Annotated in this window: 25 protein-coding genes and 1 pseudogene; 12 read left to right on the top strand and 14 right to left on the bottom strand. The window is 67.3% G+C overall.

The annotated features are described in order from the left end of the window. Window positions 1-2 precede the first annotated feature (2 nt). From nuoH to AB0I35_RS13775, 9 genes and pseudogenes are all read right to left on the bottom strand, one after another. Window positions 3-1247 (bottom strand): annotated as a pseudogene (nuoH, locus tag AB0I35_RS13815) (NADH-quinone oxidoreductase subunit NuoH); the annotation flags it as partial. Further along, complete coding sequence (locus tag AB0I35_RS13810) at window positions 1240-3699, bottom strand: NADH-quinone oxidoreductase subunit G (protein WP_357396207.1); 2460 nt, start codon at window positions 3697-3699, stop codon at window positions 1240-1242. The gene AB0I35_RS13810 and the pseudogene nuoH, both read right to left, overlap by 8 nt. Further along, on the bottom strand, window positions 3696-5018 hold the full coding sequence (nuoF, locus tag AB0I35_RS13805; protein ID WP_357396205.1) for an NADH-quinone oxidoreductase subunit NuoF: 1323 nt from the start codon (window positions 5016-5018) through the stop codon (window positions 3696-3698). The genes AB0I35_RS13810 and nuoF overlap by 4 nt, the downstream gene beginning before the upstream one ends. After that, entirely contained in the window at window positions 5015-5764 is a 750-nt protein-coding gene (gene nuoE / locus AB0I35_RS13800) for an NADH-quinone oxidoreductase subunit NuoE (protein WP_357396204.1), read from the bottom strand. Before nuoE ends, nuoF begins: the two co-directional genes overlap by 4 nt. Then, entirely contained in the window at window positions 5761-7074 is a 1314-nt protein-coding gene (gene nuoD, locus AB0I35_RS13795) for an NADH dehydrogenase (quinone) subunit D (RefSeq protein WP_067489941.1), read from the bottom strand. Before nuoD ends, nuoE begins: the two co-directional genes overlap by 4 nt. After that, complete coding sequence (locus AB0I35_RS13790) at window positions 7074-7829, bottom strand: NADH-quinone oxidoreductase subunit C (protein WP_357396202.1); 756 nt, start codon at window positions 7827-7829, stop codon at window positions 7074-7076. Before AB0I35_RS13790 ends, nuoD begins: the two co-directional genes overlap by 1 nt. Continuing rightward, entirely contained in the window at window positions 7826-8380 is a 555-nt protein-coding gene (locus AB0I35_RS13785) for an NADH-quinone oxidoreductase subunit B (protein WP_067489943.1), read from the bottom strand. Before AB0I35_RS13785 ends, AB0I35_RS13790 begins: the two co-directional genes overlap by 4 nt. 10 nt (window positions 8381-8390) lie before the next feature. Next, window positions 8391-8771, bottom strand: a complete 381-nt coding sequence (locus tag AB0I35_RS13780; RefSeq protein ID WP_067638450.1) for an NADH-quinone oxidoreductase subunit A — start codon at window positions 8769-8771, stop codon at window positions 8391-8393. A 357-nt stretch (window positions 8772-9128) separates the two neighbouring features. Next, window positions 9129-9530, bottom strand: a complete 402-nt coding sequence (locus tag AB0I35_RS13775; protein ID WP_357396201.1) for a hypothetical protein — start codon at window positions 9528-9530, stop codon at window positions 9129-9131. 204 nt (window positions 9531-9734) lie between these two features. Between AB0I35_RS13775 and AB0I35_RS13770 the strand changes: the two genes are divergently transcribed. Further along, window positions 9735-10754: a hypothetical protein gene (locus AB0I35_RS13770; RefSeq protein ID WP_357396200.1), complete on the top strand. Its 1020-nt coding sequence runs from the start codon at window positions 9735-9737 to the stop codon at window positions 10752-10754. Between the two features lie 7 nt (window positions 10755-10761). Here the strand turns inward: AB0I35_RS13770 and acpM are convergent, their stop codons facing one another. Beyond that, window positions 10762-11061, bottom strand: a complete 300-nt coding sequence (gene acpM / locus AB0I35_RS13765) for a meromycolate extension acyl carrier protein AcpM (RefSeq protein WP_357396199.1) — start codon at window positions 11059-11061, stop codon at window positions 10762-10764. Window positions 11062-11137: 76 nt separating this feature from the next. Between acpM and AB0I35_RS13760 the strand changes: the two genes are divergently transcribed. Further along, window positions 11138-12106, top strand: coding sequence for a MerR family transcriptional regulator (locus AB0I35_RS13760; protein WP_357396197.1), 969 nt, complete (start codon window positions 11138-11140; stop codon window positions 12104-12106). Between the two features lie 36 nt (window positions 12107-12142). On the opposite strand, the gene AB0I35_RS13755 is transcribed toward AB0I35_RS13760, so the two are convergent. Together AB0I35_RS13755 and AB0I35_RS13750 are read right to left on the bottom strand one after the other, a co-directional pair. Next, complete coding sequence (locus AB0I35_RS13755; protein WP_357396196.1) at window positions 12143-13333, bottom strand: hypothetical protein; 1191 nt, start codon at window positions 13331-13333, stop codon at window positions 12143-12145. Window positions 13334-13580: 247 nt separating this feature from the next. Further along, window positions 13581-14438 (bottom strand): LysR family transcriptional regulator, encoded by an 858-nt coding sequence (locus tag AB0I35_RS13750; protein ID WP_357396195.1) that lies wholly within the window; start codon window positions 14436-14438, stop codon window positions 13581-13583. A gap of 146 nt (window positions 14439-14584) precedes the next feature. On the opposite strand from AB0I35_RS13750, the gene AB0I35_RS13745 reads away from it, so the two are divergent. Genes AB0I35_RS13745 through AB0I35_RS13725 form a run of 5 tightly spaced genes read left to right on the top strand, consistent with a single transcriptional unit; the run spans window position 14585 to window position 19411 of the window. Next, window positions 14585-16027, top strand: a complete 1443-nt coding sequence (locus tag AB0I35_RS13745) for a form I ribulose bisphosphate carboxylase large subunit (protein WP_357396193.1) — start codon at window positions 14585-14587, stop codon at window positions 16025-16027. A gap of 11 nt (window positions 16028-16038) precedes the next feature. Beyond that, complete coding sequence (locus tag AB0I35_RS13740; protein WP_357396192.1) at window positions 16039-16461, top strand: ribulose bisphosphate carboxylase small subunit; 423 nt, start codon at window positions 16039-16041, stop codon at window positions 16459-16461. Then, window positions 16451-17455, top strand: a complete 1005-nt coding sequence (locus tag AB0I35_RS13735; protein ID WP_067638443.1) for an AAA family ATPase — start codon at window positions 16451-16453, stop codon at window positions 17453-17455. Before AB0I35_RS13740 ends, AB0I35_RS13735 begins: the two co-directional genes overlap by 11 nt. After that, window positions 17440-18522: a class 1 fructose-bisphosphatase gene (locus tag AB0I35_RS13730; RefSeq protein ID WP_357396190.1), complete on the top strand. Its 1083-nt coding sequence runs from the start codon at window positions 17440-17442 to the stop codon at window positions 18520-18522. Before AB0I35_RS13735 ends, AB0I35_RS13730 begins: the two co-directional genes overlap by 16 nt. Before the next feature lie 10 nt (window positions 18523-18532). Next, window positions 18533-19411 carry a phosphoribulokinase gene (locus AB0I35_RS13725; RefSeq protein WP_357396188.1) on the top strand — a complete coding sequence of 293 codons (879 nt, stop codon included), beginning with the start codon at window positions 18533-18535 and terminating at the stop codon, window positions 19409-19411. Here AB0I35_RS13725 and AB0I35_RS13720 read toward each other — a convergent pair whose 3' ends face one another. Further along, window positions 19412-19762: a PLD nuclease N-terminal domain-containing protein gene (locus AB0I35_RS13720; protein ID WP_067489970.1), complete on the bottom strand. Its 351-nt coding sequence runs from the start codon at window positions 19760-19762 to the stop codon at window positions 19412-19414. Between the two features lie 93 nt (window positions 19763-19855). Beyond that, a complete protein-coding gene (gene dinB / locus AB0I35_RS13715; RefSeq protein ID WP_357396187.1) occupies window positions 19856-21091 on the bottom strand; it encodes a DNA polymerase IV in 1236 nt (411 codons plus the stop codon). 684 nt (window positions 21092-21775) lie between these two features. Between dinB and AB0I35_RS13710 the strand changes: the two genes are divergently transcribed. The 5 genes from AB0I35_RS13710 to AB0I35_RS13690 all read left to right on the top strand — a co-directional run bounded on the left by AB0I35_RS13710 (window position 21776) and on the right by AB0I35_RS13690 (window position 25468). Beyond that, complete coding sequence (locus AB0I35_RS13710; RefSeq protein ID WP_357396185.1) at window positions 21776-22879, top strand: winged helix DNA-binding domain-containing protein; 1104 nt, start codon at window positions 21776-21778, stop codon at window positions 22877-22879. Between the two features lie 86 nt (window positions 22880-22965). After that, a complete protein-coding gene (locus AB0I35_RS13705) occupies window positions 22966-24045 on the top strand; it encodes a dihydrodipicolinate reductase (protein ID WP_357396184.1) in 1080 nt (359 codons plus the stop codon). Continuing rightward, window positions 24042-24521 carry a carboxymuconolactone decarboxylase family protein gene (locus AB0I35_RS13700; protein WP_357396182.1) on the top strand — a complete coding sequence of 160 codons (480 nt, stop codon included), beginning with the start codon at window positions 24042-24044 and terminating at the stop codon, window positions 24519-24521. Before AB0I35_RS13705 ends, AB0I35_RS13700 begins: the two co-directional genes overlap by 4 nt. 48 nt (window positions 24522-24569) lie before the next feature. Then, complete coding sequence (locus AB0I35_RS13695; protein WP_357396181.1) at window positions 24570-24980, top strand: NUDIX domain-containing protein; 411 nt, start codon at window positions 24570-24572, stop codon at window positions 24978-24980. After that, window positions 24977-25468 (top strand): hypothetical protein, encoded by a 492-nt coding sequence (locus AB0I35_RS13690; RefSeq protein WP_357396179.1) that lies wholly within the window; start codon window positions 24977-24979, stop codon window positions 25466-25468. Before AB0I35_RS13695 ends, AB0I35_RS13690 begins: the two co-directional genes overlap by 4 nt. Window positions 25469-25528 lie beyond the last annotated feature (60 nt).

Genomic DNA, 25528 nt, shown 5'->3' with positions numbered 1-25528 from the left:
GCGTCGGCGGTGCGCGGGGGGATCGGCGGTATCGGGAAGCCGAGGAATACGGGCGAGCTCGCGGGTTCCTCTGGCAGGGGCGGCAGCCCCTTCGTGCGGCCCGCTCGCACGAACATGCCGATCAGTCCGATGGTGACGACGATGCCGGTGCCGACCAGGATGGGTGTCTGCCCGGGAATGCCCTCGATGTCGAGCACCCGTGCACCGGCCACGACCATGACCCACACGAGCGAGGTGGGGATGAGCAGCTTCCAGCCGAGGTTCATGAACTGGTCGTAGCGCAGGCGGGGCAGGGTGCCGCGCAACCAGACGAACACGAACAGGAACGTCCACACCTTGGCGGTGAACCACAGCACCGGCCACCACCCGGAGTTGGCGCCCTCCCACAGGCTGATCGGGAACGGTGCGCGCCAACCGCCGAGGAACAGGGTGGTGGCGAGCGCGGAAACCGTTGCCATGTTGACGTATTCGGCGAGCATGAACATCGCGAACTTCAGCGAGGAGTACTCGGTGTGGAAACCACCGACGAGCTCACCCTCGGCTTCGGGCAGGTCGAACGGTGCCCGGTTGGTCTCACCGACCATCGCCACGCAGTAGATCAGGAATGACGGCAGCAACAGGAAGACATACCAGGTGCCCTCCTGGGCGGTGACGATGCCGGAGGTCGCCATGGTGCCCGAGAGCAGGAACACCGTGGCGAAGGTCAGTGCCATCGCGATCTCGTAGGAGATCACCTGCGCGGTCGAACGCAGCCCGCCGAGCAGCGGATACGTCGAGTTCGACGACCAGCCGGCCAGCACGATGCCGTACACGCCGATGGAGGTGATGGCCAGGATGTAGAGCACGCCGACGGGCATGTCGGTGAGTTGCAGCGCGGTGCGGGTGCCGAAGATCGACACCTCCGGGCCGAACGGAATCACCGCGAACGCCATGAATGCCGGGATCACCGAGATGATCGGCGCGAGCACGTAGATCGGTTTGTCGACGATGGCGGGGATGATGTCTTCCTTGAGCGCCATCTTCACGCCGTCGGCGATCGACTGGAATATGCCGCCCGGGCCGACCCGGTTGGGGCCGACCCGCATCTGCATCCAGGCGACGACCTTGCGTTCGGCGTACACCGCGACCAGCGGCACGAGCATCAGGTAGACGAACACCGCCAGCGCCTTGACCACGACAAGCCACAGCGGGTCGGTGCCGAAGACCGGCCCGGCGTCGGCCGCGAGGAGTAGCACACGATCACTCATGGCGGTGTTCCTTCATCCTGTCGTCGGCGCGGCGCAGGCGCACCACGGCGCCGGGCGTCACACCGAGGGTGGTACCGACCGTGCAGCCAGGTGAGTGCAGCGGCAGCCACACCACCCGGTCGGGCAGGTCGGCGATCATCAGCGGCACGGTGATCTCGCCCCTGTCGGTGGCGATGATGATGTGGTCGGCCTCGTCGGCTTCGATCTCGGCGGCGGTGGCGGCCGAGAGCCGGGCGACCGGTGGACGCGCGACACCGGCGAGGTTCGGTTCGCCGTCCTGCAGGCGACCGGCGTCGAGCAGCATCCGCCACCCGGCCAGCACCGCCGTGCCGGGACCGGGGGTGGGCCTGGTCCGGCTCGAGAAGTCGGGGGCGGCGATCGGCTCACCGCTCCAAGCCCCGAGAGCGTCGAGTTCGGCCCGAGCCGCGGCGGCGTCGGGCAGCGCGATCGGGACACCCATTTCGGCGGCCAGGGAATTCAATACGCGCAGGTCCGACAGAGGTGCGGCGACGCGGCGTGTGGTGTCGAGCGGTGCGGCCGCGAACGGGCGTGGCCTACCTTCCCAGGTGCGGAAGGTGCCCGTCTTCTCGACGACGGTGGCGACGGGGAACACGACGTCGGCGCGTTCGGTGACGCTGCTGTGGCGTTGTTCGAGGCTCACCACGAACCGGGCGGCGTCGATCGCGGCCAGGGCCGCGGCGGGGTCGGGCAGGTCGGCGGGATCCACGCCGCCGATCACCAGTGCGCCGAACTGGGCCGCGCCCGCGAGGATCGCCGAGGTGTCGCGCCCGGGGTCGGCGGGCAGTTCGCCACTCTGCCAGCGGTGGCGAATCTGCTGGCGCGCGGTCGGATCGACGACGGGCCTGCCACCGGGCAGCAGACTGGGCAATGTGCCTGCTTCGAGCGCTCCGCGTTCACCGGCCCGGCGCGGCACCCAGGCGAGGCAGGCGCCGGTGGCCTCGGCCAACCGGAGCACCGACGACAACGCGCCCGGGCTGCCCGCGAGCCGTTCGCCCGCCATGACGACCGCGCCAGGGGTACGCAGCAGGTTCATGAGTTCGGCCGCGTCCGGCGAGGTTTCGCCGCGCACGGCGTCGAGGACCTCGGCCTCGGCGCACGGCGGGGTCTGGATGAGTGCACCGGAGAGTCGTTCGAGCCCGCGAGAAGCGAACGGCGCCAACGACACCACCCGCAGACCTCGGTTGCGCACCGCCTTGCGCAGGCGCAGGTAGACGATCGGTGATTCCTCTTCGGGTTCGAAACCGACGAGTAGCACCACGGGTGCTTTGCTCAACGTGGTGTAGTCCACGTCGATGCCCCGCCCGGCGACGCACGCGGCGAGGAATCGTTCCTCCTCCTCGGAGTGCACACGCGCCCGGAAGTCGATGTCGTTGGTGGACAGCACCATTCGCGCGAACTTGCTGTAGGCGTAGGCCTCTTCCTCGGTGACGCGCCCACCGACCAGCACACCGGCGTTGCCGATGGCGGCGTGCAATCCGGTCGCGGCGGCGGCGAGGGCCTGGGGCCAGGAGGCGGGGGCGAGCACGCCGTCCCAGCCACGCACCAGTGGGGTGGTGAGGCGGTCACGTTCGGTGGCGTAGGCGAAGGCCCAGCGGCCCTTGTCGCAGTTCCATTCCTCGTTGACCTGTGGGTCGTCACCGGCCAAGCGCCGCAACACTTTTCCGCGCCGGTGATCGGTGCGTTGCGCGCAACCCGACGCGCAGTGCTCGCACACACTGGGTGTGGAGACCAGGTCGAAGGGGCGGGCACGGAACCGGTAGGAGGTGCCGGTGAGCGCGCCGACCGGGCAGATCTGCACGGTGTTGCCGGAGAAGTACGAGTCGAGCGGTTCGGCCTGGGCGATGCCGACCTGTTGCAGCGCACCGCGATCCATCAGTTCGATGAACGGGTCACCGGCCACCTGCTGGGAGAACCGGGTGCACCGGGCGCACAGCACGCACCGTTCCCGGTCCAGCAGCACCGCCGACGACAGCGGAATGGGCTTCGGGTAGGTGCGTTTCGCACCCTCGAAGCGGGACTCGGCGCTGCCGGTGGACATGGCCTGGTTCTGCAATGGGCATTCGCCGCCCTTGTCGCACACCGGGCAATCCAGGGGGTGGTTGATCAGCAGCAGTTCCATCACCCCGCGTTGGGCCTTCTCGGCGACCGGGGAGCTGAGCTGGGTGCGCACCACCATGCCGTCGGTGACGGGGATCGTGCAGGAGGCCACCGGTTTGCGCTGGCCTTCGACCTCGACGATGCACTGGCGGCAGGCACCGACGGGGTCGAGCAGTGGGTGGTCGCAGAAGCGGGGGATCTGCACGCCGATCAGCTCGGCCGCGCGGATCACCAGGGTGCCCGCGGGGACCTGGATGGTGGTGTCGTCGATGGTGACGCTCACCAGGTCGGCGGGCACCACCCCGGAGTTGTTGCCGGGTGCGATCGCTGTCATCGGGTCGCCTTTCCTGAGGCCCATGCCGTGGCGCGGGCCGGGTCGAACGGGCAGCCGCCGCGACGTTGATGCTCGAGGTATTCCTCGCGGAAGTACTTCAGCGAGGAGAAGATCGGGCTGGCCGCGCCGTCACCGAGCGCGCAGAACGATTTGCCGTTGATGTTGTCGGCGATGTCGGCGAGCTTGTCGAGGTCGGCCTCGGTGCCCTGACCGGCCTCGAGCCGGTGCAGCAGTTGCACAAGCCAGTAGGTGCCTTCGCGACACGGTGTGCATTTGCCGCAGGACTCGTGGGCGTAGAACTCGGTCCAGCGCAGCACCGCCCGCACCACACAGGTGGTGTCGTCGAAGATCTGTAATGCCTTGGTGCCAAGCATGGACCCGGCGGCGGCGACACCTTCGTAGTCGAGGGCGACATCGAGGTGCTCGGCGGTGAACAGCGGTGTCGAGGAACCACCGGGTGTCCAGAACTTCAGGGTGTGCCCGGCGCGTACACCGCCGGCGTAGTCGAGCAGTTCGCGCAGGGTGATGCCGAGCGGTGCCTCGTACTGGCCGGGGCGGGCGACGTGGCCCGAGAGCGAGTACAGGGTGAAGCCGGGCGATTTCTCGCTGCCCATCGACCGGAACCAATCGGTGCCGTTACGCAGGATCGAGGGCACCGACGCGATGGATTCCACATTGTTGACCACCGTCGGGCAGGCGTAGAGACCGGCGACGGCGGGGAATGGTGGCCGTAGCCGTGGCTGGCCGCGGCGTCCTTCGAGCGAATCGAGCAGGGCGGTCTCCTCGCCGCAGATGTAGGCGCCCGCGCCGGCGTGCACGATCAGTTCCAGGTCGAAGCCCGAGCCGAGGATGTCGTTGCCGAGGAATCCCGCCGCGTAGGCCTCGGCGACGGCGGCCTGCAGGCGGCGCAGCACCGGGACCACCTCACCACGCACGTAGATGAAGGCCGTGTTCGCCCGGATGGCGTAGGCGGCGATCACCACCCCTTCGATCAGGGTGTGCGGGGTGGCCAGCATGAGCGGGATGTCTTTGCAGGTGCCGGGTTCGGATTCGTCGGCGTTGACGACGAGGTAGTGCGGTTTGGTCGTACCGTCGGGGCCTGGGCCCTGCGGGATGAACGACCACTTCATCCCGGTGGGGAAACCGGCGCCGCCGCGGCCGCGCAGGCCCGCGTCCTTGACCGTTTGGATGACGTCGTCGGGCCGCATCCGCAGTGCGGCCCGCAGACCTTCGTATCCGCCGGTGCTGGAATAGGTGTCGAGCGTCCAGGACTGCGGTCGATCCCAGTGTCGGCTCAGTACCGGGGTGAGCGTTGTCATCGCGCGCCCTCGCCGTCACCGGAATCCGCTGCCGGGAAACCGGTTTCAGAAGCCGAGGCCGCACCGTCGGCGATGCGCAATCCCGCCAGCGTGGGTTCACCGGGAGTGCCATCGAGGACACCCGGTCGTTCGTCGGGGAAACCGGCGAGGATTCGCGCGGTTTCCCGGAACGTGCACAGCGGAGCGCCACGACTGGGCCGCACCTGATGACCGGCACGCAGCGCGTCGGTGATCTCGATGGCCGACTCGGGGGTCTGGTTGTCGAAGAACTCCCAGTTCACCATCATCACCGGCGCGTAGTCGCAGGCGGCGTTGCACTCGATGTGTTCGAGGGTGACGGCGCCGTCGGGGGTCGTCTGACCGTGGCCGATACCCAGATGTTGCTGCAGTGCTTCGTAGATCGCGTCGCCGCCGAGCACCGCGCACAGCGTGTTGGTGCACACGCCCACGTGGTAGTCGCCGGTGGGGGTGCGCCGGTACATCGAGTAGAAGGTGGCGACCGCGGTGACCTCGGCGCCGGTGAGCCCTAATTGCTCGGCGCAGAAGTCGATCCCGGTGCCGGTAACATATCCGTCCTCGGCTTGCACCAGATGCAACAATGGCAGCAGGGCCGAACGTGGGTGCGGGTAGCGGGTGATGATGTCCTTGGCGTCGAGTTCGAGACGCTGGCGAATATGCGGCGGATACGGCTCTGGCCGGACGGTGAGATTCAGCAGAACCGTTGGGCTCGCGGGCTTTTCGGTCATCGGTCTACCCCTCCCATGACGGGGTCGATGCTGGCGACGGAGGCGATGACGTCGGCGACCATGCCGCCCTCGCACATCGCGGCGACCGCCTGCAGGTTGGTGAACGAGGGGTCGCGGTAGTGCACCCGGTAGGGGCGGGTGCTGCCGTCGCTGACCATGTGCACGCCGAGTTCGCCGCGTGGCGACTCGACAGCCGAATACACTTGCCCGGCAGGCACTCTGATGCCCTCGGTGACGATCTTGAAGTGGTGGATCAGCGATTCCATGGAGGTGCCCATGATCTTGCCGATGTGTTCGGGGGAGTTGCCGAGTCCGTCGGGGCCCAGTTTCAGGTCGGCGGGCCAGGCGATCTTCTTGTCGTCGATCATCACCGGGCCGGGACGCAGGCGGTCGAGGCACTGTTCGACGATCTTGAGCGACTCACGCATCTCGGCCACGCGGATGAGGTAGCGGCCGTAGCAGTCGCAGCCGGTGGTGGTCGGGATGTCGAACTCGTAGTTCTCGTAGCCGCAGTACGGATCGGATTTGCGCAGGTCGTGGGGCAGGCCGGTGGCCCGGAGCACGGGGCCGGTGATGCCGAGGGCCATGCAGCCGGTGAGGTCGAGGTAGCCGATGTCCTGGGTGCGCTTCTTCCAGATCGGGTTGGCGCTGAGCAGGTGTTCCATATCGCGCAACCGGCCCGGCATGATGTCCAGGAGCTCGCGTACCTTGGTGACACCGTCGTCGGGCAGGTCCTGGGCGAGACCGCCGGGACGGATGAAGGCGTGGTTCATCCGCAGACCGGTGATGGTTTCGAAGACGTCGAGGATGAGTTCGCGTTCGCGGAAACCGAACAGCATCGGGGTGAGCGCCCCCAGTTCCATACCGCCGGTGGCCAGGGCCACCAGGTGCGAGGAGATGCGGTTGAGCTCCATCAGCAGCACGCGGACCACGGTGGCGCGTTCGGGGATCTGCTCGGTGATGTCGAGCAGTTTCTCCACGCCGAGGCAGTAGGCGGTCTCGTTGAAGAACGGGGACAGGTAGTCCATCCGGGTCACGAAGGTGACGCCCTGGGTCCAGTTGCGGAATTCCAGGTTCTTCTCGATCCCGGTGTGCAGGTAGCCGATGCCGCAGCGGGCCTCGGTGACGGTTTCGCCCTCGATCTCGAGGATCAGGCGCAACACCCCGTGCGTGGAGGGGTGCTGGGGGCCCATGTTGACGACGATGCGTTCCTCACCGGCACCGTCGAGCACCTCGCCGACCTGGTCCCAGTCCTGGCCCGCCACGGTGACGACCCGTGGTTCGTCACGGCGGAAATCGGTGTCGGTCATCAGCTGTAGGTCCTCCGCTCGTCGGGCGGCGGTATGCGCGCGCCCTTGTACTCCACCGGGATCCCGCCGAGCGGGTAGTCCTTGCGCTGCGGGTGGCCGCGCCAGTCGTCGGGCATGGTGATGCGGGTGAGCGAGGGGTGCCCGTCGAAGAGGATGCCGAAGAAGTCGTAGGTTTCGCGTTCGTGCCAGTCGACGGTCGGATACACCGAGAACAGCGACGGGATGTGCGGGTCGGCGTCGGGGACCGAGACCTCGAGGCGAACCCGGCGGCTGTGGGTGATCGACATCAGGTGGTACACCGCGTGCAGTTCGCGCCCGATTTCGTCGGGGTAGTGCACGCCGCTCACGCCGAGGCACAGTTCGAAGCGCAGCGAGCTGTCGTCGCGCAGGGCGCTCGCCACGTCGACGAGGTGTTCGCGGCGCACGTGCAGGGTGAGTTCGCCGCGGAAGACGACGATCTTCTCGATGACGGTGTCGAAGGCGATGACGCGATGGGTGAGGGCGGCGCGCAGGGTGCCGACGAAGGCGTCGAACCAGCCGCCGTACGGGGGTGGCGTGCCGCCGGGCAGCACGACCGGGGTGACCAGGCCGCCGTAGCCGGATGTGTCGCCGGTGCCGTGCACGCCGAACATGCCGTGGCGGGTGCCGATCACCTCGTCATCGGCCGGTTTGCGATGCTTGGGCGCTTCCGGGGTTTCCTCCGGAATGCCCTGCCCCGCAGTGTTGTCGGTGTTGTCGGGGGAGTCGAAGGTCATCGCAGCAGGCCCTCCATGCGGATGGTCGGGGTGCTGGCGAGCGCGGCCTGTTCGGCGGCGCGGATCGCTTCCTCGCGGTTGACGCCCATCGGCATCTCGGCGATCTTGGCGTGCAACGCGAGGATGGCGTTGAGCAGCATTTCCGGTCGGGGTGGGCAGCCGGGCAGGTAGATGTCGACCGGGACCACGTGGTCGACGCCCTGCACGATGGCGTAGTTGTTGAACATTCCGCCCGAGGACGCGCAGACACCCATGGCCAGCACCCATTTGGGTTCGGTCATCTGGTCGTAGACCTGGCGCAGGACCGGTGCCATCTTCTGGCTCACCCGGCCGGCGACGATCATCAGATCGGCCTGGCGGGGCGAGGCGCGGAAGGCTTCCATGCCGAAGCGGGCGATGTCGAATCGTCCGGCGCCGGTGGCCATCATCTCGATCGCGCAGCAAGCCAGTCCGAAGGTGGCCGGCCACAGCGACCCTTTACGCAGGTATCCGGCGAAATCCTCCACGGTGCTCAGCAGGAACCCGCTGGGCAGTTTCTCTTCGAGACCCATTATTTCCCACTCATTCCCAGCTGAGGCCGCCGCGGCGCCATTCGTAGGCGTAGGCGACCGACACATTGACGATGAACAGCGCCATCGCGGCGAACCCGAACAACCCGAGGGCGTCGAAATGGACGGCCCACGGGTAGAGGAACACGATCTCGATGTCGAAGATGATGAACAGCATCGCGGTGAGGTAGTACTTCACCGGGAAGCGTTGTCCCCCAACGTCTCCCGGACCACCGGCGACGGCGTGTGGTGTGGGTTCGATGCCGCATTCGTAAGGTTCGAGCTTGGCCCGGTTGTAACGCCTCGGGCCGACCAGCGCCGCCATGATGACGGAGAACACCGCGAACGCCGCGGCGATGGCGCCGAGTACGAGTGCGGGCACTTCGATGTTCACGACTGCACTTCCCCTCCTCGCTGGAGCAGGCCGTGCCGTGTGGCGCGGCCGCGGACGGCAGCTTTCGGCGAGACGGGGCCGACAACGTTGTCCGCCGAACCGGGGCCTCGCCCGCTGTGCAGCGATGGCGGAGCGTTATACAGAACCCGCGCTCGTGTGAGCTAGAGCACAGACTATCGCGGTTTCAGGGGTGCGCCGCGCGTTTCCAGGGGACTGTTTGATCGAATTCAGTACCGTGATTCATGAGCGAAACGGGGGTAATCCGCGCGGTGCACACAGCACAGAACCACTGGGGTTACCAGTGGTTCTGTGGGAACGGGGGTGACGTCGACTATCCGACGGAACGGGACACTGCGCTCAGCGCGCGTGGAGCACGCCCGCGACCGCACGGGTGAGCTGCATGGGGTCGATCGGATGCGACACCGAGGCCTCGGCCCGCGACCAGTTGGCCAGCCAGGCATCGTCGGGCCGCCCGGTGAGCACGACAACCGGGGGGCACTGCTCGATCTCGTCCTTGAGCTGCTTGGCGATCCCGAGGCCACCCGCCGGCACGGACTCCCCGTCGAGAATCGCGAGATCGATCCCACCCGCATCCATCTGCTCGATGACGACCGGCGCGGTCGCGACCTCGAGGTAGTCGAGCTCGGGTAGATCCGGCCGGGGGCGTGGCCCCAGCGCGAGAATCACCTGTTGACGGGTATCGGCGTCATTGCTGTAGACCAGCACACGCAGCGGGGTGGAACGATCTGATTCGGCCACAACCGGATCGTACGTCGCCCCACCATCACTGGTGGCCGGAACGCCGGAACAACCCATTTCCCCCCAGGACCCCGGGTGTGCCCCGATGTTCGGCGTCTCGGGAACCGCAGTGGCGTCCCGTAGCGTCTGCTTGTGGGCAATCGAGTGTGTGTAGTGGGTTTCGCCGTCTCGGTGGTTGCCGTCGTTGCAGGAGCCGGAAGGACTGTGGCCGAACCGGTTCCGTCTCCCATCCACGGCATCGGCGTGACCACGCTGCACCTGGTCGATGCCGAGCGCCACGACCCCTGGGAACCGTCTGCTAGACGGGAGCTGGTAGTGACCGTGCACTATCCGGCCGCGCGGGCCGATTCCTACCCACCAGCAGACCGGATCCTGCCAGGGTTGGCGCCCGCGCGTGCCCGCCTGGGTGCGCCGACGGATGCTGCTACGGCATCGCTGCCGGTGCTGCTGTATTCGCCCGCGATGAGCTTGCCGGCCGGAGCGAGTTCAATGCTGGCCGAGGAATTGGCCGACCAAGGTTATGTGGTGGTGTCGGTCGGCGACACCCATGGTGCCTTCCCCGGTACGTTTTTCCCCGACGGGCATGTCGAACTCTACGATCCCCGCAACGCGACCAGCCCCGCGGCCGACGTGATGAGGATTTCGTCCGAAGCTCGTGCCGGTGACATCGAATTCGTCCTCGACGAGCTGACCGCGATGCAGCGTGACCGAGGTGAGCAGTTGCCGGACGGTGTGGCGGCGGCGATGGATTTGGACAGAGTCGGGATGTACGGGCACTCGCTCGGCGGCACGATGACGTTGTACGCCGACGAACGGATCCGTGCCGGTGTCGACCTCGACGGCTATGCCGAACCTGCCGATCTCGACCCCGACCTCACCGTTGCGCCAGACCGTCCGCTGCTGTTCCTGTTCGGCGACTGGAGCGATTCCGGAGTCCGGCGCAACTCCGTAGATCTGATGTCGGCAGGCCGCACCGGCTGGACCCGCGAACTTCTGTTGACCGGCGCCGGGCACTGGACCTTTTCCGATCTGAAAGGTCTTCCCGCCCACGTGGCGAACACGCCCGCCCTGTCATCCCTGCTCGGCGCCATCGACCCGCAGCGCGCTCACACTGTGGTCGCCACCTACGTCAGCGCGATGTTCGACCGGTTTCTCCGCAATCGGCCGACCCCGATCCTCGACGCGCCCGACCCGGGTTTCCCCGAGGTCGAGTTCGTCCGCTGAGTCCCGATCATCCGTCAGTGCGCAGTTTCGCTGCCATCTCGGCGGCGAGGAGCGGTTGTTCGGCTTCCATTCTCTGGACATAGGTGACGGCGTCGCCGACTGTGCGCAGGCTGGAGAGGTCTTCGTCGGGGATCTTGACGGCGTACTTGTCCTCGAGCTGGACGGCGATCTCCACGAGGGACAGGGAGTCGATCTCGAGGTCTTCGATGAAGGATTTCTCCGGAGTCACCTCCGCTGCTTCGATTCCGGTCACCTCCTCGATGATGTCGGCGATGCCCGCGATGATCTCCTGCTGGGTGGTTGCCACGAATTGCCTTTCGTTCGAAATGATCACGTCCCTGCAGTACGGTAGGAGCTCCACCGGGGTGGAGGTTCAACTGGTTGTGAGCGACGACACACAGGCGCTGATGAGTATCGGGGCGCTGGCGCGCAGCACCGGGCTCGCGGTGCGCACGATCCGGTTCTATTGCGACGAGGGGATTCTCGAGGCATACCGCAGCGTGGGCGGGCATCGACTGTTCGATGCCGCGACAGCAACCGAACGGGTGCTGCTGGTACGGCGACTGCGCGCGCTCGGAGTGGGATTGGGGTCGATCGCCGAAGTGTTGCGGGGTGAGCGGTCGGTCGCGGAGGTGGTGGCGGCCGAAAGCGCGCGTCTGGATGTCGAATTGCGTGCCATGGCCTGGCGGCGGGCGTCGTTGCGGGCGGTCGAGACCGCTTCCCCGCACCAGCGGGCCGAGCGGCTGGCTGTGCTGGCGGCGGCCGAGGACGGGCGGACCGCCCATGAATGTCTAGTCCGGTTCTGGCGTCGCGCGCTCGCTCCCATACCGCCCGGTGACATCGAGGGATGGCTGTATTGGAACATCCCTGAACCACCTGCCGACCCCACTGTCGAGGACGTGGTCGCCTATGCCGAGCTGACCGGCCTCGTCACCGACACCGCGTTCAACAGTGTGGTGCGGCAGCAATACTGGCGAGGACGCGCGGAGCTGGTCGGTGATCCGCGCCGGTTGTACGCCCGTGTCGGTGACGTGATGGCCGATGTCGTTCCCCTCGTCGCCGAGGGGGTACCGCCTCGCGGTGGCACCGAACTCGACGAGTTCGTCGACGCGCATGCCCGTGCGCGAGGAGAACACGATTCACCGAGTTTCCGGGCGCAGTTGCTCGACGGCGCCACCGACACCGACGACCGCATCCTTCGTTACTGGACTCTGACCGAACAGCTAGTCGGGGAACGCGTCACCGTGGGGCGAGCCCATCACTGGATGTACCGTGCGCTGGTTGCGTCATCGCACGAGGGCTCCGGTGGTCGGCACCGAAAGGCCATCGATGCCGCGCAACAAAACAGCTGATCGGAGCTGCCGACAGGAACGGCCGCACGATCAGGGCTACCAGTTGCCGTCCTGGACAGGTTTGTCTCCCAGCGGGATGACCGGCAGGTCGTGGGCGATCGGTGGGTTCGGGTATTCGTCGGCGAGCCACTTGCCGGTGGGTTCCACCTGGGCGAGTTCCGCGGACGATGGGAGATCGTCGGCGTCGGCGGCGTAGTAGTCGAACCAGGGCAGACCGTGCTCGGCGTAGGACTGGGTGGTGACGGGGGTGGGCGGGGCCGGTTCACCGGTGATCTGCTGCCATTCGGCGGCGGAGGCCAGATGGATGAAGACGCGGGCGCCGGGCTCGCGGTGATAGTCGGTGATCGGGCGGCTGTCGGCGTAGATCTGCTGACGCATGGCGCCGCCTGCGCCCATCCCCATGGCGCGGCCCGCCGGTCGCGCGGGACCGGCCGGGCGGCCGCTGGGCGCGGCGCCGCGTGGACGCGGACCGGTGGGTGCGCCCAGCGGTGGCGGGGCCGCGGACGGAGCAGGCCCGCTGTAAGGGGCGGACGGGGGCACGGCAGGACCGGTCGGCGCGGGTACGCCAGGGGGTGAGCCGACAGCAGCGGGTGCGCCGTAATACGCTTCGCCGCTTCCGCCGTAACCCGCTGTCTGCCAAGGCGGTTGGGCGGCACCATCGCGAGCTGCCTGTGCGCGCCGCCGCATCTCCGCTTGCTGTCGTTCCCAGTCCTCGCGCGCGGCGTCGGTGAGCTCGTGCACCGCCAGTTGCACCCCGCCCCACTGTTCGGTGCCGGTGACCTGACCTTCGACGGTCGCGCCGAGCCCCATCGGGACCGCGACGAATTGGCGGACGGTGCCCGCGCCGGAGTTGATGCCGTCGAGCCACGGTTGCCGTGGCAACGCGACATAGTTCTGCGGGTCGTCGGTGAGCAGATCGCTCCACGGTTTACCCGACACCGCGCATACTTTGCCGATGGCGACCTGCAAGGCCGCCGGGGTGGGCGCGCTGAACCGCAACCACATCGCCTCACGCTGGTAGACCGGCAGCATCACGCCGCCGCGTTCGCGCCATTGCTCGGGCACCGTGTCGGGGTAGTCGGCGACCCGGCGCAGTGGAAACAGGCCGAGACCCGGCGGCAGCGGGTAGGTGCCGGTTTCGGGCAGCCGAAGTGTCCGGACGAACGTCACCCGTACCCCGCCCGGTAGTTCGAGCACATCGCCCGCGAGCTTCACTTGTGTTGTCATGTCCCACCCCTTCGTTCGAACCCACCCCTGGGGACGACCGTACCGACGGGCCCTGCGGCAGTCCATATCTCGCTACGCATTGCCCGATGCCGGACGGCCCGAGCGGGACTGCTCACTGTGGTGGCGTGTGTCTTCTACACCCGCGAGCAGTCCCGGCGCCGTGACTCTACGACCGGCCGACAGGCGCCGTGGTGCCGCCCGCGGCCGCGCCGGCGACTATTCCGCCGTGGTCCGGTTCGGGCACAGATCAGGGGCCGATGGCGGCGTGGAAGGCGTCGGCGGGACCTGCTTCGGCGGGGTCGATGAGGTGAGCCAGGAACAGGCGGGTGGTGAGGGTGGGGGTGGGGGTGGTGACGGCGTGCCAGGGGCGGTCGAGGGGGGTGCCGGGCACGTCGATGGTGTGGAGGGCGCCGGAGCGGAGGTGTTCGCTGACGGCGTCGGAGTGGATCAGTGTGATGCCGAGGCCTTCGCGGGCGGCGGCGATGACGGCGCCGTGGGAGCCGAGGGTGAGGGTGGGCGGGTCGATCTGGAGGCGGTCGAGCAGGGCGAGGGTGGCTTCGCGGGTGCCCGAACCGGTGCCGCGCAGCAGCCAGGTGGTGTGACGGGGGTCGGGGTTGTCGGTGCCGACGACGACCAGGGTGCTGGGGCGGCGCGCCTGGATGACCAGGCCCGCGTCGTGGGGTGGGCGGCCGGCGATGACGAGATCGGTCTCGTGGTGCTGCAATTCGAGGAACAGCACGTCGCGCGGCTGGATCGACAGGCTCAGTTCCACATCGGGGTAGCGGCGGCGAAACGAGGCGAGCGGGCGCAGCACCACGGATTCGCCTGCGGTGGCGACGACGCCGATGCGTAATCGCCCGGCGTCGGCCTGCCGGACCGCGGCGTGCGCCTCCTTCATCAAACCGAGGATCCCCCGGCAGTATTCGGCGTACACCCGGCCCGCTTCGCTGAGCGCGATACCCCTTCCTGAACGAACGATCAGTTTGGCGCCGAGCTGCTTTTCGACATGCGTGACGGCGGCCGAGACGGCGGCTTCGGTGACGTGGAGTTGTGCCGCGGCACGGCGGATGGATCCCAGGCGGGCGACAGCGAGGAAAGTTTCCATCCGACCCGAACTGACCCTGCCCATACCCGACGGTAGCAAACTCAACGTTTCGGTTGAGCGTTGTCGGAAACATTCTGATTGTTTCCCCGGCCGGTGCCCCCCATCCTGGAATTCGCTACGGGACAGCGGATTCCACAGGAGGAACCATGGCGGAAGAAACCGAACGGGATCGTTGGGATCCGGGTGTACAGTCCTACGCCTCGATGGGCTATTACTCACCCGACTACGTGCCCGCCGACACCGACGTGCTCGCCGTGTTCCGGGTGACCCCGCAGCCCGGTGTCGACCCGATCGAGGCAGCAGCCGCAGTCGCGGGTGAATCCTCCACTGCCACTTGGACTGTCGTGTGGACCGACCGGCTCACCGCGCATTCGAAGTATCAGGCCAAGTGCTACCGGGTCGACCCGGTGCCGGGGCGCGAAGGCGAGTATTTCGCCTATATCGCCTACGATCTGGACCTTTTCGAAGAAGGGTCGATCACCAACCTCACCTCCTCGGTGATCGGCAACGTGTTCGGATTCAAACCATTGCTGGCATTGCGCCTCGAGGACATGCGCATTCCGGTGGCGTATGTGAAAACCTTCCAAGGTCCACCGCACGGCACGGTGATGGAACGCGAATACCTCAACAAATACGGCAGACCACTGCTCGGCGCCACAGTGAAGCCGAAGCTGGGTTTGTCGGCCCGCAATTACGGGCGCGTGATCTACGAGGCGTGTAAGGGTGGCCTCGATTTCACCAAGGACGACGAGAACATCAATTCGCAGCCTTTCATGCGCTGGCGCGACCGGTACCTGTTCGCGATGGAGGGGGTGAACCGGGCGATGGTCGAAACCGGCGAGATCAAAGGCCATTACCTCAATGTCACCGCCGCGACCATGGAGGACATGTACGAGCGGGCCGAGTTCGCCAAGGAAATCGGGTCGGTCGTGATCATGATGGACCTGACCGTGGGTTATACGGCGATGCAGTCGATGTCGAAGTGGGCGCGGCGCAACGGCGTGCTGCTGCATCTGCACCGGGCCGGGCATTCGACGTTCACCCGGCAGAAGACGCACGGGGTGAGTTTCCGGGTGCTGGCCAAATGGTGTCGGCTGATCGGGGTGGATCATCTGCACGCGGGAACCGTGGTCGGCAAATTGGAAGGCGATCCAGCGACGACCCGCGGTTTCTACGACACCCTGCGCGAGAACCACATTCCGGCGGAGCTGAGCAACGGCATCTTCTTCGATCAGGAGTGGGCGAGCCTGCCCGGTGTGATGCCGGTGGCCTCCGGCGGTATCCACGCGGGCCAGATGCATCAGCTGCTCGACCTGTTCGGTGACGATGTGATCCTGCAGTTCGGTGGTGGAACGATCGGTCATCCGCTCGGTATCGCGGCGGGCGCCGAAGCCAACCGGGTGGCGCTCGAGGCGGTGGTCAAGGCCCGCAACGAGGGCCGTGACCTGCTCAAAGAAGGTCCCGATGTGTTGCGGACGGCGGCCTCGACGTGCCGCCCGCTCGAGGTCGCGCTGTCGACCTGGGGTGATGTCACCTTCGATTACACGTCCACCGACGCACCCGACGCGGTGCCGACGCCGAGCCTGTAGGGAGACCGGTCATGTATTTGCGACACGGGACGTTCTCGTATCTGCCCGAATTCACCGACACCGAGATCGCCGCCCAGGTGCGGTACGCGCTGCTCAACAACTGGCCGGTGTCGATCGAATACACCGACGATCCGCATCCGCGCAACACCTACTGGGAGATGTGGGGTCTGCCGCTGTTCGATCTGGACGAACCCGACGGCGTGCTCGCCGAGATCAACGCCTGCCGGTCGACGTTTCCGCGCCACTATGTGCGGGTCAACGCCTATGACGCCACCTACACCAAGCAGACGACGGCGTTGAGTTTCCTGGTGCAGCGTCCGGCGGAGGAGCCCGGTTTCGAACTGGCTCGTGCCGAGGGCGCCGACCGCCGCCAGGTCTACAGCGTGCGGTCCTATGCCACCGAACGTCCGCAGGGACAGCGGTATGGGGGCTGAGGGAACCGCCAACGGTTTCCGGTTGCCGCGGCCGGGCGTCACCGACGTCCGGCCGTCGCGTCCGGCCGAGGACGTGGCGCAGACCGAGGAACTGCTGGATGCCGATGCACTGCTGGACCTTTCGCAGGATCTGGCCGGTCATGATGTGGCCGAGACCCTGACCGCGCTGGATGCCGAACTGATCGGGCTGGCGAATGTGAAGCTGCGGGTGCGTGAGATCGCGGCGCTGTTGATGATCGATCGTGCGCGCCGCCGGTTCGGCCTCGAATCGTCGCGCCCGACGATGCACATGAGTTTCACCGGCCCGCCGGGCACCGGCAAGACGACGGTGGCGTTGCGGATGGCGCAGATGCTGCACGCGCTTGGCTATATCCGTAAACCGAAGGTGCACACGGTGACCCGCGACGATCTCGTCGGTCAGTTCATCGGCCACACCGCCCCGAAGACCAAGGAGGCGATCGCCAAGGCCGCCGGTGGGGTGTTGTTCATCGATGAGGCCTATTACCTGTTCCGTCCGGAGAACGAACGCGATTACGGGCAGGAGGTGATCGAGATCCTGCTGCAGGAGATGGAGAACGAGCGGGCGAATCTGGTGGTGATCTTCGCCGGCTACCCGGATCGGATGGACAAGTTCTTCTCGGCCAATCCGGGGTTGTCGTCGCGGGTGGCGCATCATCTGGAGTTCGTCGATTACACCCAGGAGGAATTGCTCGCCATCGCGGAGCTGATGGTGGCGGCGGAGAATTTCGTTTTCGACGCCGCGGCGCGCGAGGCGTTCTCCCGGTATCTGACGGTGCGGATGACGCGGCCCCGGTTCTCCAACGCGCGCAGTGTGCGCAATGCGATCGATCGGTGCCGATTGCGGCAGGCCAAGCGACTGGTGGAAGCGGGGCGGCCGTTGTCGCGCGAGGATCTGGTCACGTTGTGCGCCGAGGACGTGTTGGGCAGCAGCGTTTTCGAGGAGGTGGGTGCCTCGCCATGCCGACCAGTTTGAAAACGCTGACCCGCTACACGATCGAGGAGGAACATCGTCATCCCGGGTCGTCGGGCGAATTCTCCGCGCTGGTGAATGTGGTCGCCACCGCCACCAAGATCATCGCCAATCAGGTGACGCGCGGGGCGATTCCGGGACGCGAGGACGGGCCGCTGTCGGCGAGCGAGCGTCTCGACGCGTTGACCGACGAGATCATGGTGGCCCAGACCCAGTGGACCGGCCACCTGTCGGGGTTGCTGTCCGAGCAGCGTGCCACCGCGCTGGCGGTGCCGGCCGCCCAGCGGCGCGGCAAGTATCTGCTGGCGTTCGACGCCCTGGACGGGTCGAGCAATATCGACGTGAATCTGCCGGTGGGTTCGATCTTCAGCATTCTGCGCGCACCGCAGGAGGTGCTCGAGGGCACCGCCGAGCCGTGCGACGCCGACTTCCTGCAGCCGGGTGTACGGCAGGTGTGCGCGGGGTTCACCCTGTACGGGCCTGCCACGATGCTGGTGCTCACCACCGGCAGCGGCGTCGACGGGTTCACCCTCGACCGGGAGATCGGCGCGTTCGTGCTCACCCACCCGCGCATGCGGATCCCGCAGGACACTTCGGGTTTCGCGATCAACGCCGCCAACGAACGGTTCTGGGAGCGGCCGGTGCGCCGGTATGTGCAGGAGTGTCTGGAGGGGGTGGAGGGGCCGAGGGGTCGTGACTTCAACATGCGCTGGGTGGCGTCGCTGGTGGCCGACACCTTTCACATCCTGACCAGGGGTGGCATGTATCTGTACCCGCGTGATACCCGCAATCCGGCACGGCCGGGGCGGGTTTCGCTGCTGTACGGCGCCAATCCGATCGCGTTCATCGTCGAGCAGGCGGGCGGGGCCGCCACCACCGGGCACGAACGGGTGATGCTGGTGCCGCCGACGCAGGTGCATCAGCGGGTGCCGTTCATCTTCGGATCCCGCAACGAGGTGTTGCGTATCGAGCGGTATCACACCGAACCCGACGAGGGCCCCAGCTTCGACAGTTCGCTGTTCGGGACGCGTTCGCTGTTCCGGCCGGCCAAGCACGACCAGCGCACCTAGGAGCCGCCCTATGTCGGTCAAACACCCTGTCGTCGCGATCACCGGGTCCTCCGGTGCCGGAACGACCAGTGTGACACGCACTTTCGAGGAGATCTTCCGCCGGGAGGGGATCAGCGCAGTGGTGGTGGAGGGCGATTCGTTCCATCGCTACGACCGGGCGGAGATGAAAATGGCGATGGCCGAGGCCGAAGCGCAGGCCAACACCACGTTCTCCCATTTCGGAGAGGACGCGAATCTACTGCCCGAGCTCGAGGCGCTGTTCCGGGAATACGGCGAAACCGGTGTCGGGCAGGTGCGCAAGTACCTGCACGACGACGAGGAGGCCAAACCCTACGGGCAGCCGGCGGGCACGTTCACCCCGTGGGAGGACCTCGCGCCGGGGAGCGATCTGCTGTTCTACGAGGGCCTGCACGGTGCGGCGGTGACCGATTCGGTGAACATCGCCCAGCACACGGATCTGCTGGTGGGGGTGGTGCCGATCATCAACCTCGAGTGGATCCAGAAGGTGTATCGCGACAAGACCCATCGCGGGTATTCCAGTGAGGCGGTGATCGATACGATCCTGCGCCGCATGCCCGACTACGTGAAATACATCTGCCCGCAGTTCTCCCGGACCTACGTGAATTTTCAGCGGGTGCCGACGGTCGACACGTCCAATCCGTTCATCGCCCGCAGCATCCCGACGGCCGACGAGAGTTTCGTGGTGATCCGGTTCGCCGATCCGAAGGTGATCGACTTCCCCTACCTGCTGTCGATGTTGCACGACTCGTTCATGTCGCGGCCCAACTGCATCGTGGTTCCGGGCGGGAAGATGGAGCTGGCGATGCAGCTGATCTTCACGCCGTTGATCCTGCGGCTGATGGACAAACGGCCCAAACGCAACCTGTGATCAGACCTCGTCGTTGTCCTGCTGCTGTTGCCTGCGGGCCTCGCGGCGCTGCTGTTCGGCGCGCTCGCGCAGGCCACGCAGGAAGGCCTCGTCATCGTCGGGGTTGGTGGCGATGTGGCGGCCGGGCCGGTCGTACTCGCTGAAGCGGGTGTTGGACGCCGGGCGCGACGGACCGATCGGGCGTCCGGCGAACAACCACAGCAGTGCGCCGATCGTCGGCAGCAGGACGACGACGATGAGCCAGCCCATCTTCGGGAGGTGTCGGATGCCGTCGTCGGGGCTGGTGACGATGTCGACGAGGCAGTACACCCACAGGGCAAGGGTCAGGAACCCGATGATCGCGTAATGCATTGCGGTAGTCCTCATTGTGGTGGATGGACGGAGGACCCCGACGCCCCCGGCAGCAAGGATGCCGTATACGCGGGCATGGTGAAAGGGCGGGGGTCAGTCCGGCAACAGGGGGACCGACAGACCCTCGCCGCGATCGAGCAGTGCCGCGCGGGTGACGGCGGCGGAGCCGAAGCGGCGGCGCAGGTCGTCGAGGGTGGCGTCGAGTGTGTTGTCGGCGCGTGGTTCCAGCGGCAGGGTCAGTTGCATGGTGTCGGCGTCGTCGAGGTTGGTCAGCGACAGGCCGATGAGGGTGAGGCCACGTTCGGTGATCAGCGGTGTGGCGGTGTCGAGTAGGCGGCGGGCGGCCTGGCGGATGGCGGTGGTGGCGTCGGTGGCCTCGACAAGGGTGTGGGAGCGGGTGGCGCGGGTGAAGTCGTCGAAACGTAAACGCAGCACCACTGTTCGGCACACCCGGTCGGCGGCGCGCAGGCGGCGGCCGAGGCGGTCGGTGAGTCCGTCGAGGTAGGCGGCGATTTCGTCGGGCTCACGGTGTCGGCGGCCGAGGGCGCGTTGCGCGCCGATCGAACGGCGGCGTTTGCCGGTTTCCACTCGACGTGGGTCGCGGGCCCACGACAGTGCGAACAGGTGGCGGGCGGCGGCGGGGCCGAGGATGGCGCGCAGGTGGGCTTCGCCGAGTTCGGCGAGTTGACCGACGCGGGTGATGTTGTTGGCGTGCAGGGTGGCGGCGGTGACTTTGCCGACGCCCCATAATCGTTCGACCGGCAGCGGGTGCAGGAAGTCCAGTTCGGCGCCGGGTTCGACCAGGCGTAAACCGTCGGGTTTGGCGACCGCGGAAGCGACTTTGGCCAGGAACTTGGTGCGAGCGATGCCGACGGAGATGGGCAACCCGACCTCGGTGCGGATGCGTTCACGCAACCTTCTGGCGATGTCGACCGGTTCTCCGCTGATCCGCCGTAACCCACCGACGTCGAGGAACGCCTCGTCGATGGAGATCCCCTCCACGATCGGAGTGGTGTCGTGGAAGATCGCGAACACCGCCTTGCTCGCCTCGGCATAGGCCGTCATCCGCGGCGGCACCACCACCGCATGCGGACACACCCGCAACGCCTGCCCCGCGTTCATCGGGGTCCGCACCCCGAACGCCTTGGCCTCATAACTGGCGGCCAGCACCACTCCACCGCCGACGAGCACCGGCTTCCCCCGCAGCCATGGCTGGTCCCGCTGCTCGACCGAGGCGTAGAACGAGTCGAGGTCGGCGTGCAGGATCGACGCCTCGTCGCGGGACTGGATGCGTGGGCGTCGTGGGGCGGCGGGATCGGACACGAACATATGTTCGCATCGATGTACGACAAGAACGAGGCATCCACGAGCTGTCCGCAAATCCTCGGCGAACGTCAGACTCGGTGAGCTTTCCGGATCCGCACGCCGCACAGCATCCGTCCAGGTCCCACCGGACGTGTCCGCCTACCAGCGTCTGGGTCAGGGCGAACTCTGTCGTCGCGCCGCACGCGATGCACGGCGCCGGGTACGGGGACGATTCTGTGACGATGCCGTTCCGGTGGAGCAGCTCGACGCGGTATCTGGCGGGAGGGTGCCGCGTTCCGGTTCGCTGCGCGCCAGAGCACCACGATGACTTGGCAGTTCGAAGATTCGTGCCACAGCACCCGGCCGTGGACGGACTCGCCTCGCAGAGGTAGCTGTGCGTCCAGCGGCACGCTCGTCACTCGCAGGAGACCGACCGCGTCCTGCCCCTGATCGAGCTCGATGAAGACGCCGAAAGGCTGTCGCCCGATTACTCTTCCGGTCACGAGGCTGTCGACAGGCAGCGATTCCACTGTGTCCGGCCATGCGGTGCGCGCCCGGCGCGCCCATTCTTTGTCGTCGGGCCAGAAGTACTCGTCTGTTGCCATCGGCGTCGAGTCTATGCGCCACAGCGCGACGGAACCGCCGGGTTTGTCGGACCTGTCTGCTGGGATGGGGGTCCGGGGTCGTCGGTGAAAGAGGTTGGTACGCATGGTGAGCGTCGGCTGGGATCAGGTTTTCGCGTGGCGGTTGGGGCGGCAGTTCGTGGCGCCTCGGGGTGGTGGGGCTGTCGAGGAGATCGTGGGGCGGCTGGCGGGGGTGCAGGCGCAGGTGGGGTCGGCGGCGGAGACCGCTGTTGCGGTGCGGGGTGGGGCGGCGAACGCGGTGGGGGAAGCGCTTTCGGTGGGTGGGCTGGTGAAGACGTGGGCGATGCGTGGGACGTTGCATGCGATGGTTCCGGGGCAGGCCGCGGCGGTGTTGGCGTTGATGGGGTCGGCTCGGACGTGGGAGAAGGCGTCGTGGGTCAAGACGTTTGGGGCCACTCCGGAGCAGGTGGCGGCGTTGGTGGCGGTGGTGTCGGGGGTGCTGGCGGAGCGGGTGCTCACGCGCGAGGAGTTGGTGGAGGCGGTGCTTGCCGAGCCGGGGTTCGCGCATCTGGGTGAGCAGTTGCGGTCGGGGTGGGGTGCGGTGCTCAAGCCGTTGGCGTGGCAGGGGGCGTTGTGTCACGGACCGATGCGTGGCACGAAGGTCACCTTCACTTCGCCGGGGAATCTGGTGGCGGGCTGGTCCGGCCTGCCCGAGCCCGACGTGGCGGCGCCCGGGTTGATCCGGGCGTACCTGGGCGCTTACGGTCCGGCGACGCCGGAATCCTTCGATGCTTGGCTCAGCCGCAACAGCTTGCGCAAGACGGTGGTGCGTGGGTGGTTCGCGGCACTGGGCGACGAACTGACCGAGATCGAGGTGGACGGCCGTAAAGGATGGCTGCCCACCGAATTCGTCGACGAACTCACGGCCGCGACCCCGGATGACGCGATCCACCTGCTCGGGCCGTTCGACCAATACGTTCTCGGCCCCGGCACCGGCGACACCGCGCTCCTGGCGGCCGAGCATCGCGCGAAGGTCAGCAGGACGGCCGGTTGGATCTCACCGCTGGTGCTGATGGGCGGCCGGATCGCGGGTACCTGGGAGCAGCAGGGCGAGCAGGTGGTGGTCACGCCGTTCGACGGTGCGCGGTTGCCGAAGCGGGCGTTGGGTGCGGCGGTGGAGCGGCTCGCGACCGCGATCGGCAGCGACCTCACGGTGCGCGTCGAGTAATCGGCACGCCGTCACATCAGGGCGGTCGATCGAATCCGGTTTCGCGATCCGCCTCGGGTGAACCAAGCGCTTGCTACGGTGAGGCGATGATCCCCACGATCGTCTGGGGCACCGGCAATGTCGGTCGCGCGGCCATCCGTTGCGTCACCGCTCATCCGGCGCTGGAACTGTCCGCGGTGCTCGTCCACGACCCCGCCAAGGTCGGCCGCGATGCCGGCGAACTCGCAGGTCTCGACACCGAACTCGGCGTACGCGCGACCGATGACATCGACGCCGTGCTCGCGGCTCGGCCCGGTGCGGTGGTGTACGCGGCGTCCGGCGATATCCGGCCCGACGACGCCCTCGCCGACATCGTGCGCGCGATCCGGGCCGGTGCCGTGGTCGTGACGCCCGCGCTCTACGCCCTCTACGACCCCCGTAACGCACCGGCCGAGCTCCGTGACCCGGTGCTGGCGGCGATCGAGGACGGCGGTGGTTCGCTGTTCGTGTCCGGCGTCGACCCCGGCTGGGGCAACGACGTACTGCCGGTGCTGATCAGCGGGCTCGCCGGCACTGTGGATGTGGTGCGCTGCCAGGAGATCTTCGACTACTCCACCTACGACCAACCCGACTCGGTGCGTTACCTGGTGGGGATGGGGCAGCCGATGGACTACCAGCCACCGATGCTGTTGCCCTCGGTTCCGACGATGGTGTGGGGCGGGCAGATCCGGTTGCTGGCCAGGGCACTGGAAGTGGAACTGGACGATATCCGCGAGACCGTCGAGCGGCGTGCACTCGATGCCACTGTGCGGACGGTGCGGATGGGTGAGTTCGCGGCGGGCACGCAGGGGGCGGTGCGATTCGAGGTGCAGGGCATCGTCGAGGGCGACGCGCGCATCGTCGTCGAACATGTCACCCGTATCCACCCGGACTGCGCGCCGGACTGGCCCTCGCCACCCGACGGGGAAGGCGCGCACCGGGTGATCATCGAGGGCAGCCCGCGCATCGAGGTGAACGTGACCGCCACCGACGAGGGCGGCAACCGGGCGGCGGGCGGAAATGCCACGGCGGTGGGCAGATTGGTCAACGCGATCGACTGGCTGGTTGCCGCCGAACCAGGTCTCTACGACGCGCTCGAGGTTCCGTTGCGCGCCGCGGTCGGCAAACTCGGAAGGAAGACCCCATGATCATCGACGTGCCGCAGGGCAAGGATCCCATCGGGTATGTGTGGGGCGAGATGGTGCCTGGTATCGGTGTCGCGGCCGCGGCGTTCTCGCTGTCGGTGTACGAGCACTCCACGCTCGGGCTGCGGGAGTTCGAGGCGGCCCGGTTGCGCATCGCCCAGATCAACGGGTGCCTGTTCTGTCAGGACTGGCGCACCGAACGCGACGGGGTGAAGGTCGAACCGGAGTTCGCCGACGCGGTCACCGACTGGCGTGACACCGATTCGTTCGACGAGCGAACCCGTTTGGCGGCCGAATACGCCGAGCGCTATGCCACCGATCATCACGGTCTCGACGACGACTTCTGGGCCCGCATGTTCGCCCACTACACCCAGCCCGAGGTGGTCGAATTGAGCATGAGCATCGGTTCGTGGCTGGCTTTCGGCCGCCTCAACCGGGTCCTCGGGTTGGACACCGCCTGCGTGCTGCCTGGGCATTGAGCCGCGCGGCCGCGCCCGGCGGGCCCGGGTGGGGTTAGGCTGCGGGCCGTGGAGTCTCCGATTCGGCAGCTGATCGACACCGTGGCCTGGGTCCTGATCGACAACGGGCGCATCCTGTGTGCCCGCCCGCGCGGCAAGGATGTCTTCTACATTCCCGGCGGCAAACGCGAGGGCGCGGAAACGGATCTCGAGACGCTGGTGCGTGAGGTGGCCGAGGAACTGACCGTGGAGTTGTCGGCCGAGACCGCCGCCCATGTGGGCACCTATGAGGCACAGGTTTCCCACGACGAGAACACCGTGGTGCGGATGGCCTGTTACACCGCCGAGTATCGGGGCGTGCTGACGGCGAGCAGCGAGATCGAGGCATTGGCCTGGTTCGGTTTCGGCGACCGGGATCTGGTTCCGCCGGTCGACCAGTTGTTGTTCGACGACCTCGCCGCCTCGGGGGCTCTGCGGTGATCGCCGCGGCGGCGCGCTCGGCGAGTTTTGAGCTGGTCGCGGTGCCGCTGGCTTTCACCCGGGTCCGTACCCGGGTGCGGGTGGCGCGGCGGCTGCTGCGGGAACCGGTGGGTGCTCACGGTGTGTCGCTGCCCCGGTGCCTGGCGCATTCGGTGCTGTCGGCGGGGATGGGTGTCGTCGGGTGGTTCCTGGTGCTGCTGAGTGTGCTGGTGCTCGTTCGAGGTCTGGCCTACCCGCTGCTGGTCGGTGACGGGTACCGGAATGCCTGGGGCGGGCCGACTCTGGTCGGTGCCTGGGCAGTGCACGCCCTGCTCGCGGTGCTCCTCGCGCCACTGTTTCTCGCGGTTGTCGCGGCACTGGGGCGGTTGCAGGTCAGGTTGACCAACACCGTGCTCGGCGGTCACCGGTCGTGGTGGCCGGTCCCGCTCGCCACGCTGCTCACGGCGGCGGGCACGCTGTTCTTCATCGCCTGGTCACACCAGATCTGACGAGTCAGCGCAGAGCCGGTACGCGCCGGTCCACCGCCGGGGCTGGGTGTCGGTCGTGTC

The organism is Nocardia sp. NPDC050378, assembly GCF_040655675.1.
Taxonomy (GTDB): domain Bacteria; phylum Actinomycetota; class Actinomycetes; order Mycobacteriales; family Mycobacteriaceae; genus Nocardia; species Nocardia coubleae.
The sequence above is the reverse complement of the archived record's forward strand: the minus strand, read 5'-3'. Positions and strand labels throughout refer to the sequence as shown.